An 8,466-nucleotide genomic window follows, 5' to 3' on the forward strand; every position below is an offset into this window, starting at 1 on the left:
ATGTGGTGTTCTTAGCCGTGGGCGCAATGCCCTTCCGCGGTGCGGTAGCGTACGCCTTCTGCTTGTCCAGAGCTTAAAGACACGTCCAGAAAGCGCCGCGGGTTCGGCGGTGCTGGCTCGGAACTGATAATCTATATTCTGTGTTTGGTATTAGTGGCACCGAGTTGATTATTTTGGCCATCATCACGTTTGTGGTGATTGGTCCCGAACGCATGCCCGAATACGCCCGCCAGATTCGTGAATTCGTCAAGACTGTGCGCCGCATGGCGTTTGACGCGAAGGACGACTTCAAGGAAGCCCTGGGCGAGACGGGTCTGGAAGATATTAACTGGCGCCAGTACGACCCCCGCCAGTACGATCCGCGCGTGATCGTGAAGCAGGCGTTCGCTGAGGATGACGCCGAGCGTGAGCGTGAGGCGAAGGAACGTGAAGAGGCGCTGCTGAAGGAGAAGGAAAAGTCGGAGAGCCGTGCTCTTCCGCGAGGCGCATACGCCCCCTTCGACGTGGACGCAACCTAAGATTTTGAATAGATAAGAACCCCGCACCGTGATGGTGCGGGGTTCTTTCTATTCTCAGCTGTTTGGCCGTCAGCTTCTAGACGCTCAATCTCTAAACGAAGAGCGGCAGGCTCTGACCCGCCCGAGACTCGCCCGACTGCAACAGCTGCGAGGCGATGGACTGAATCTCTTCGGCGGTGGGGGAGTTCGGGTGACCCCACACGACAGGCATGCCCTCGTCGCCGCCGGTACGCAGGTTCACATCCAGAGGGACAGAACCGAGCAGCGGTACCGGGTAGGAGAGCGCATCCGAAAGACGCTCAGCGAGCACCTGACCGCCGCCAGAACCGAACATGTCGAGCACGGTACCGTCCGGCAGGGTCATGGCAGCCATGTTCTCCACCACGCCCACGACCTTCTGACCGGTCTGCAAGCTCAGGGTGCCGGCACGCTCCGCTACATCCACCGTGGCGTGCTGCGGGGTGGAAATGAGCACCAGCTCCGCATTCGGCAGCAACTGAGCCATGGAGATGGCAATATCGCCGGTGCCGGGCGGCAAATCGAGCAGCAGCACATCCAGGGCGCCGAAGTGCACGTCCATGATGAACTGCTCCAGGGCACGGTGCAGCATGGGGCCGCGCCACGCCACCGGCTCGTTGCCCTTGAGGAACATGCCGATTGAAATCACGCGAATAAAGCCGCCGCTGACCTTCTGCTCACCCCAACGCTGGGCGGGGGCGGGAACGTCCACGGTCGGCGGAAGAATCAGGTCATCCAGGCGGGTCGGGGCGTCGGTAATACCCAGCAGACCCGGGATGGAGAAGCCGTGCACATCCGCGTCAATAATGCCCACCGCAAGCCCGCGCGAAGCGAACGCGGCGGCAAGATTCGCGGTCATGGAGGACTTACCTACACCGCCCTTACCGGACACCACACCGAACACGCGGGTCAGCGAACCGGGTGCGGTAAACGGGTTGGAACGCTCCGGCTTGAGCATCGAACGCAGGGCGGAACGCTGCTGCGGGTTCATCGCACCCACCTGCAGTTGCACACGGTCGATACCCTCAACGGTGGCGGCGGCGTCACGAACCTGCTGCTCGATGGTGTTCTTCAGCGGGCAACCCTCAATGGTGAGTAGCACCGTGACCTCCGCCCAGTGGCGGCCGGGAATCGGCTCACCGTGCTCATCCAGTTCAGGATGCACGAGTGCAGTCTCCACCATGCCCAGTTCCGTAATGGGGCGGCGCAGTTCGGGATCCTCGACGCGGGCGAGTGCCGCGTAGAGCGCATCCTGCAGGGGCGAATTAGTGGTCACGGGCGCCTCCCTCACGGGTGCGCTCTGCCTGCTGCTGTGCCTGCTGGGATTCGCGGCTCTGAGGCTGGCTCAAATCGCCTCGGTGGGGATCCTGTGCGGAGTCCTTCGCAGGGCGTTCAGCCTTGTCAGCGGCATGCTCGGTACCGTTCTCGGTACCTTCAGAGTTCTTGTCCTCAGCGCCCTGCTCCTCAGTCTCCTGCTCCTCAGCGTCCTTTTCCTCGCCCTCGGAGATATCGATATCGTCGATAGCCTCCTCCAGGTCCTCAATGTCCTCACTGATGTCCTGCAGCTGCTCAGCGTGACGCTCCTGCTCCTGCGCAATGTTCTGCAGTTCCTCAAGAATGTCACGCAGCTCGCTACGAACGAAGTCACGGGTCGCAACCTCACGCAGAGCAATACGCAGCGAAGCGATCTCACGGGTCAGGTACTGGGTCTCCTCCAGGTTCTGCTGGTCACGCTTACGGTCCTCGGAAGCCACCACGCGGTCGCGGTCATCCTGACGGTTCTGCGCGAGCAGCAGCAGGGGAGCAGCGTAAGAAGCCTGCAGGGACAGCATCAGGGTCAGCAGGGTGAAGTTCAGGCTACGCGGGTCGAACTGCATCCCCTCCGGCGCCAGGGAGTTCCACGCCAGCCACACGCCACAGAAAATGGTCATCCACATCAGGAACTGCGGGGTACCCATGTAGCGTGCGAAACCCTCGGTCATGCGGCCGAAAGCGTCCGGGTTGGGGCTCGAGAACAGCTTCGGCTTGCGGGTGCCGGGGGTGCTCAGCTGCGAGTCGCTACGCTGCGGGCGGGAGTCGCCGCGCTCGCGGTTGCGTTCAGCGTACTTCTTCTCCAGACGGTCCTTGAGGATGCGCGCCTTATCGATGCGGGGGTTCTCTTCGGTACGGTTTGCGTCGCGGCGGTTCGATTCAGGCAAAGCGTCGTCCTACCTTTCGTACGGGAGTTCCATCATCGTAAGTGCGCCAGTCTTCGGGCAGGAGCGCATCGAGCACGTCGTCGATGGTCACTGCGCCTACCAGGCGGTGCGATTCGTTCACAATGGGAACGATGGTCAGGTCATAGGTCGCCAGCACGCGTGCTAGCTCTTCCAAACTTGCCTGGTCAGAGACAGGCTCAGTATCGGTATCGAGGATGTGACCAATCGGCTCGCTCGGCGGCACACGCAGCAGTTTCTGCATGTGCACCAGGCCCAGGTACTTGCCGGTCGGCGTTTCCAGGGGCGGGCGGGTCACCATGACGGCAGCCGCCATCGCCGGAGGGATCTCCTCGGCACGGATGTGCGCAAGCGCCTCCGCAACGGTCGCCTCCGGGGAGAGGATGATTGGCACCGGGTTCATGAGCGAACCGGCGGTACCCTCGTCGTATTCGAGCAGTCGACGCACGTCGTCTGCTTCGTCGGGTTCCATGAGTTCGAGCAGCTTTTCACGCTGGGCGTCGTCCAGTTCGATGAGCAGGTCGGCGGCGTCGTCCGGTTCCATCTCTTCGAGGACCTGCGCGGCACGCTCGTCGTCCAGGTGCGACAGAATCTGCACCTGGTCCTCGGCGGGCAGCTCCTGCAGAACGTCCGCGAGGCGTTCATCCTGCAGCTCGGCTGCGATTTCGACCATGCGCTTATCGCTCATCTCGTGGATGGCGTCTGCAAGGTCGGCGGGCTTGGAGTTCTCGTGGTTCGCCACGAACGCGGTTGCCGCCTGCGGTTCCACATCGGTGGAGAGCACCGCCTCGTCCCAGTCGACGATGAGGGTCTCCTTGGAGCGGCGGCGCCACGTGCTGGAGGAGGAGCTGACGCGGGAAACGAACAGCTCGGTCACGCCCCAGTCGCCGTTGCGGCGCTGCTCAATGGCGACGTCCTCAATGACAGCGTCGCCGCTGCCGTCGAGCAGGCGCACGCGGCGGTCAAAGAGCTCACCGACGATGAGAGTCTCAGAGTTGCGCTGTTCAAAGCGGCGCAGGTTCACCAGGCCGGTCGAAATGATCTGTGAAGCGTCGATACTTCGCACACGGGTCATGGGCATGAACACGCGTTTCTTGCCGAGCACCTCAACGATGATGCCGACAACAATGGGTTCGCTGCCCTTGGCGGGGCGGGCGCCCGCAATGGATGCGCCCAGGCCGCGTTTGAGCACGACGACATCTCGGAGACGGCCGAGGCGGTCACCGAAAGGGTCAAAAACGTCGAGGCCCAAAAGGCGGGCAATGTAAATCTTGCTGGGGGTGCTGAACTTCGAATTGCTCACCTCTCTAGGGTACGCCCCGCCGCGGGGATTCGCACTTTGAGAAGCCTAATTGAACAGGTGTTCGCTACGCCTGTAGAGGAGCTGACTGCCCACCGGATCCAGGGGTAGGGTGGGCGGTAGAATAGGAGCCATGACTTCTAACCTGCCGAATATTCCCTCGACCCCGCCTTCTTCATATCTGGCCTCGCGCCTGGCGCAGGCTCAGGGCAAGCCCCTGCCCGCCGGTGAGGCGATCGCCTCCTTCGTTCGTCACGATGATGCGCTCGCCGCTTTTGATGTGCTCAGCGAGCAGGATTATCCGGTCACGGCGCTGTACCTGGTCAATGACGGTATCCGCCAGGTGGAGTACCCGGTGCAGCCCGGTTATGGTCGTGCCCTGATTTCTGCGGCGATTCAGGGCGCGTCGATGGGCCTGGTGTTTTCGGTGCTGTTGACTCTGACCGGTGACTCTTTTACGTCGGTGGCGCTAAGGTACGTACCGCTGTCGGTGGCTGTGTTTGTGCTGTGGCAGATGTATATTCTTCGTCGTAATCGCGGTATTCGTTACCCGATGCGTACCGAGGCGATTCCCTCGCGTACCGTGATGTACGCTCTGCCGGAGTACGCTCAGGATGCACGCCGCGTGCTGGGTGCGCACCCTCGCTTCTCGGCGGCGGTTGCGGCTGCGCGGGCGGCGGCGGCCCCGGAGGCTTCGCAGGCGCGGGCGGCTCAGAGTACCGTTTCGATGAATGGTGCACCGGTTCCGACCGGTGCGCCGAAGGCACCCTCGTACCGTGCGCAGGCGGGTAGTCAGCCGGCGCCGAACCAGAACCTGCCCGAGCGTGATACTACTGCGCAGAACGCGGTGGCTCAGAGTGCGGCGCAGAACATGCCCGCACCGGTTGCCCCCGCACCGCCTGCTCAACCCGCTCAGCCTTCCGAACAGGAACAGGCAAGCACTGAACAGGCGAATGCTGACCAATCAACTGCTCAGAAGTCAGATACGCAGAAGCGCCCGGCGCAGCGTTTCGGTCTGCGCGTGGACGACCCGGAAGAATACGCGAAGCTGATTCAGCCCAAGCCGCAGCGTCCGACCCCGCGCCCGCAGGGCCTGCACGATAACTCCTCGCAGGACTCCGAATAACTTCACGCCGTAACGGCGGTAGCCGCCCGTAGCGGCTCATACGGCAGGCATAGAAGACAGCACTTAGAAGACACGAGAAAGCCCCTCACCGAACGAATCGGTGAGGGGCTTTCCCTATAAGACGTTACTAACGTAACTGGAGGGGGGCTAGGCGTTACTTCGCCAGCTTCGCCATCCACTCCTCAATACCCTCAACGGTGCGCGGCAGCGCAGCGGAGAGGTTCACGTTGCCGTCCTCGGTGCAGAGCACGTCGTCCTCCAGGCGGATACCGATACCGCGGTACTCCTCGGGAACCGACAGGTCCTCGTCCTTGAAGTACAGGGCCGGCTCAATGGTGAAGACCATGCCCGGCTCCAGCTCAGCCCACATGTACAGCTCAGCCTTCGCCTGCGCGCAGTCGTGCACGTCCAGACCCAGGTGGTGGCTGGTGCCGTGCGGCATCCAGCGGCGGTGCTGACCGCCCTCAATGGTGAGGGAAACCTCGGCAGAAACCGGCAGCAGGCCCCACTCTTCCAGACGGTGAGCCAGAACCTCCATAGCGGCGTCGTGAAGTTCGTGGAACTTACGGCCCGGCTTAGCCACAGCGAACGCGGCGTCAGCAGCCTCCAGCACAGCGTTGTAGACCTTCGCCTGAACCTCGGTGAACTTACCGTTCACGGGGAAGGTGCGGGTCACGTCTGCGGTGTACAGGGTGTCGTCCTCAACGCCTGCGTCCAGCAGCAGCAGCTTGCCGTCATCGACGGTGCCGTTGTTACGGATCCAGTGCAGGATGGTTGCGTTGTTACCGCACGCTGCGATGGTGTCGTAGCCCAGGTCGTTACCGTCGGTACGTGCCACGGAGAAGAACGCGGTCTCAACGACGCGCTCGCCGCGGTGGTGCGCAACAGCCTTAGGCAGCTCGCGCACGACCTCTTCGAAGCCCTTGACGGTCATATCAACGGAACGCTGCAGGTTCTCAACCTCGATAGCGTCCTTAATCAGGCGAGCCTCGGAGAGAGCCACGGCAAGCTCGGAGTCCAGCTTGTCAGCCTGCTCCAGCTCCACGCCGGTGTTGTAGCGGGAGGTGTCAACCAGCGCGTCAACAGCCGGGTCAACGTTGCGGACCAGGCGGATGTTCACGCCGCCCAGGCCCTGGTTGCCGGCGTTCTTGGTGATAGCAACCTCAAGCTCGGACAGGTCGCGGGTACGCAGACCGTAACGCTCGGAGAATTCCTTCAGGGTGGGGCGGGGACCAACCCAGAACTCGCCGTAGCGTGCATCCGCGTAGAACTCGGTGGTGTCGCGGCCAGCCAGCGGGCGGAAGTACAGGGTGACCTCGTGGTTGGAGCCGTTGTCGCCGGTACCCTCTTCGACGGGCTCGAAGATCAGCACGGCGTCAGGCTCGTGGTCGATGCCCAGGCCGGTCTGGTGCGCAAACGCCGAGTGGGGGCGGAAGCGGTAGTCGCAGTCGTTGGAGCGGACCTTCAGCGGGCCTGCAGGCAGGACGAGGCGCTCGCCGGGGAATGCCTTGGAGATCTTGGCGCGGCGCTCAGCTGCGTAGTCTGCTACGGGCTCGCGGGTGTAGCCGTCATCTTCGGCCTTGGCCCAGTCCTTAGCAATGAATTCGGTGAACGCAGACGCCTTAGGGGTGCTGCGGTGGTCGTTCTTCTGAGCTTCGGTGCTCTTCTCGTTGTTCTCAGTCATGGGTTAATCATATCTCCTTCACCACAGGTGGGCAGGTGTTTTAGCGCTTTTGACCATAAGAGGGGCGCGGTGGGGCAGAATATATCTTTGACTTGCGACCGGGTGCCTGATATTGCGCCGCCGATATTGGTAGGGTTGAATCAGAAGAGTAGATGACATACCTTAAAACCCCGCTGAGGTGGCGACGAACTAGCAGGGGCGGGGAAGGAGAGAATATGACGCAGACAGAACACCGAAATAGTGCACCTAATGCGCAGCAGGCACTGCAGCCCGCTGAATCGGGTGCGCCTGAAAATCTGAACCGTGCCGGGCGTTACGATTTGCATATTCACTCCGCTATTTCTGACGGCACGCAGAGTCTGACCGAGCTGGTGCCGCTGATTGCTCGCGCCGGATTGGCTGGGTTTGCGCTGACTGATCACGATACGACGGCTGGTTGGGCGCAGGCGGCTCAGCTGGCGGATGAGCACGGTCTGGATTTTCTGCCGGGTGCCGAGTTCTCTTGCCGTTACCGGTACACCGACGGTGAGGGCCGCGCACGCACGAAGACTATTCATCTGCTCGCTTATGGTTTTGATTCGGTGGGTTCGGAGTTGGCGTGCCGTGTGGAGGCGATTCGTGCCAGCCGTGAGGGCCGTGCGCAGGCTATTGTGGGCCGTCTTGCCGCTGACTACCCGCTGACCTGGGATGACGTGTTGGCGCAGGTGGGGGAGGGGAACACGGCGGTGGGCCGCCCCCATATTGCCGATGCGCTGGTTGCTGCTGGTATGGTTGCTGATCGTTCTGAGGCTTTCGCGAAGCTGCTGTACACGGGCAGCCCCTACTATGTGCCGCAGGATGCGCTGGATCCGTTGGAGGCGGTGCGTCTGGTTCGTGAGGCTGGGGGTGTGCCGGTGATTGCGCATCCGATGAGTACGATGCGTGGTCCCGCCCTGAGCCTGGAGTACCTGGGTTTGATGGTGGATGCTGGCTTGGCGGGTGTGGAGGTGTATCACCGTGAGAACTCCCCGGAGGACCGGGCGCGTCTGCTGGAGTTCATTGAGTGTCAGCGTGCGGCGGGCCGTGAGGTTCTGGTGACGGGTTCGAGTGATTATCACGGCGCGGGTAAGCCGAACCTGCTGGGTGAGAACACGACGGATGCGGTGACGGTGGCGCGTATCCGCGAGCAGCTGGCGGCACAGCACTAAAACAAAAGTGTGGGGCGGGTTCCTAATCAAAGGAACCCGCCCCCCATTCTTTTGCTTTCACCTCATTGCATATTCCCTAAATCTCTACCTGAAGGTTAGGATTTTTGGTACGCTGAGAACGTTCTACTCATTGGGGCGCACAAAGATTGTGCCTCCCCTCTGTTCATGAAGGAGCTATGATGCTTCGACAATTATTCACCCGCCCCACAAAGCGGGCCATCCAGGCCGGTGGCACGGTACTGCTGGCAGGTGCCATGGTGTGCGGTAGTGTTCCGGCGTATGCCACCGGGCATTTGAAGCCTCACGAGGTGACCCCCATTGTACAGCCGGACGAACCGGCAGTGACCTGCAACGACCGCGCAGAATATGAGTACTATCGGCAAGATGGTGAATTGGGGCGTCGCGTTATCTTTAATT

At 61.9% G+C, this 8,466-nt stretch carries 7 protein-coding genes and 1 pseudogene; 4 read left to right on the forward strand and 4 right to left on the reverse strand.

Annotated features, from left to right (window positions below; all coding sequences use genetic code 11):
* The first annotated feature begins 140 nt into the window (after positions 1-140).
* Positions 141-518 carry a twin-arginine translocase TatA/TatE family subunit gene (locus tag HMPREF2919_RS03095; RefSeq protein ID WP_005505243.1) on the forward strand — a complete coding sequence of 126 codons (378 nt, stop codon included), beginning with the start codon at positions 141-143 and terminating at the stop codon, positions 516-518.
* 91 nt (positions 519-609) lie between these two features.
* Here the strand turns inward: HMPREF2919_RS03095 and HMPREF2919_RS03100 are convergent, their stop codons facing one another.
* The 3 genes from HMPREF2919_RS03100 to HMPREF2919_RS03110 are packed head-to-tail and all read right to left on the reverse strand — an operon-like array spanning position 610 to position 4,055.
* Positions 610-1,812, reverse strand: a complete 1,203-nt coding sequence (locus HMPREF2919_RS03100; protein ID WP_070666150.1) for a P-loop NTPase — start codon at positions 1,810-1,812, stop codon at positions 610-612.
* Positions 1,802-2,734 carry a DUF1003 domain-containing protein gene (locus tag HMPREF2919_RS03105; RefSeq protein ID WP_070666153.1) on the reverse strand — a complete coding sequence of 311 codons (933 nt, stop codon included), beginning with the start codon at positions 2,732-2,734 and terminating at the stop codon, positions 1,802-1,804. The genes HMPREF2919_RS03100 and HMPREF2919_RS03105 overlap by 11 nt, the downstream gene beginning before the upstream one ends.
* The gene (locus tag HMPREF2919_RS03110; RefSeq protein ID WP_005508498.1) at positions 2,727-4,055 is read right to left on the reverse strand and encodes a magnesium transporter MgtE N-terminal domain-containing protein; all 1,329 of its coding nucleotides are present in this window, start codon (positions 4,053-4,055) and stop codon (positions 2,727-2,729) included. The genes HMPREF2919_RS03105 and HMPREF2919_RS03110 overlap by 8 nt, the downstream gene beginning before the upstream one ends.
* 130 nt (positions 4,056-4,185) lie before the next feature.
* Between HMPREF2919_RS03110 and HMPREF2919_RS03115 the strand changes: the two genes are divergently transcribed.
* A complete protein-coding gene (locus HMPREF2919_RS03115; RefSeq protein ID WP_070666156.1) occupies positions 4,186-5,178 on the forward strand; it encodes a hypothetical protein in 993 nt (330 codons plus the stop codon).
* 154 nt (positions 5,179-5,332) lie between these two features.
* Here HMPREF2919_RS03115 and HMPREF2919_RS03120 read toward each other — a convergent pair whose 3' ends face one another.
* Entirely contained in the window at positions 5,333-6,862 is a 1,530-nt protein-coding gene (locus HMPREF2919_RS03120; protein ID WP_070666159.1) for an aminopeptidase P family protein, read from the reverse strand.
* 215 nt (positions 6,863-7,077) lie between these two features.
* Between HMPREF2919_RS03120 and HMPREF2919_RS03125 the strand changes: the two genes are divergently transcribed.
* Positions 7,078-8,049, forward strand: a complete 972-nt coding sequence (locus HMPREF2919_RS03125; protein WP_083311118.1) for a PHP domain-containing protein — start codon at positions 7,078-7,080, stop codon at positions 8,047-8,049.
* Between the two features lie 176 nt (positions 8,050-8,225).
* Positions 8,226-8,466 (forward strand): annotated as a pseudogene (locus HMPREF2919_RS09220) (heme peroxidase); the annotation flags it as partial.

It is taken from the genome of Rothia sp. HMSC068E02 (assembly GCF_001813565.1).
In the GTDB taxonomy this organism is placed as follows: Bacteria; Actinomycetota; Actinomycetes; order Actinomycetales; family Micrococcaceae; genus Rothia.

What these genes read in the sequence shown, in the direction of transcription:
- HMPREF2919_RS03115 (WP_070666156.1), top strand. Translation starts at nt 4,186, where the DNA reads ATGACTTCTAACCTGCCGAATATTCCCTCGACCCCGCCTTCTTCATAT.
- HMPREF2919_RS03120 (WP_070666159.1), bottom strand. Translation starts at nt 6,862, where the DNA reads ATGACTGAGAACAACGAGAAGAGCACCGAAGCTCAGAAGAACGACCAC.
- HMPREF2919_RS03125 (WP_083311118.1), top strand. Translation starts at nt 7,078, where the DNA reads ATGACGCAGACAGAACACCGAAATAGTGCACCTAATGCGCAGCAGGCA.